Annotated in this window: 2 protein-coding genes; one reads left to right on the top strand and one right to left on the bottom strand. The window is 77.0% G+C overall.

What is annotated here, in order from left to right; genetic code table 11:
- Positions 1-500, top strand: a 500-nt coding sequence (locus AC01FP_RS18330; RefSeq protein ID WP_474482285.1) for a lanthionine synthetase C family protein, incomplete at its 5' end; no start/stop codon positions are given.
- Positions 501-537: 37 nt separating this feature from the next.
- Here AC01FP_RS18330 and AC01FP_RS18325 read toward each other — a convergent pair.
- Positions 538-743: YqjK family protein (locus AC01FP_RS18325; protein WP_474482282.1), on the bottom strand; the 206-nt coding region annotated here is incomplete at its 5' end.

Raw genomic sequence — 743 nt, 5'->3', positions numbered from 1 at the left:
CCGCGCTGCTTGCGCGCATCGAGGCCACGCTGCGGCGCTTCGCCGTGCGCGAAGGCGACGCCGCCAACTGGCCGCCCGGCACCTACAAGCCACGGCCGGGCGCGGCGCCGCTGCTGATGCAGTGGTGCCATGGCGCACCCGGCTTCGTGACCGCGCTGGCGGACTTCCCGCCGGGTGCCTCGGCCGAGGTCGATGCGCTGCTCGGCGCGGCTGGCCAGGCGATCTGGCAGGCCGGCCCGCTCACCAAGGGCCCGGGCGTGTGCCACGGCACCGCCGGCAACGGCTACGCCCTCCTCAAGCTGCACCGCCGCACCGGGGAGCCGCTGTGGCTGGACCGTGCACGCGCCTTCGCGATGCACGCCGTGGCGCAGTGCGAGCAACGCCGCGCCGACAGCGGCCGCGGCCGGCACACGCTGTGGACGGGCGACCTCGGCCTGGCGGTCTACCTCTGGCACTGCCTGCAGGCGGGCGACGCGATGCCGGCGCTGGACAGCGTCTGACGCGGTTCACCGCCGGCCACGCGGCACGGCGCGCGATTCAGCGCAACGGGCGCAGCCAGGCCCGCAGCAGCGGCAGCGCGGGCCGCAGCGCCCGCCAGGCCCACCACGCGGTGCCCGCCCAGCGCAGCACGCGCCGCGGGCGCACCAGCACCAGGAGCGCCGCAGCCGCCAGCGGCCACTGCGGGTTCCGGCGCAACCACTGCGATCCGGCGCGTGCCGAATCGATCCACGACAGCGGAGCCG

This window comes from Cyanobium sp. NIVA-CYA 375, from assembly GCF_056108345.1.
The sequence above is the reverse complement of the archived record's forward strand: the minus strand, read 5'-3'. Positions and strand labels throughout refer to the sequence as shown.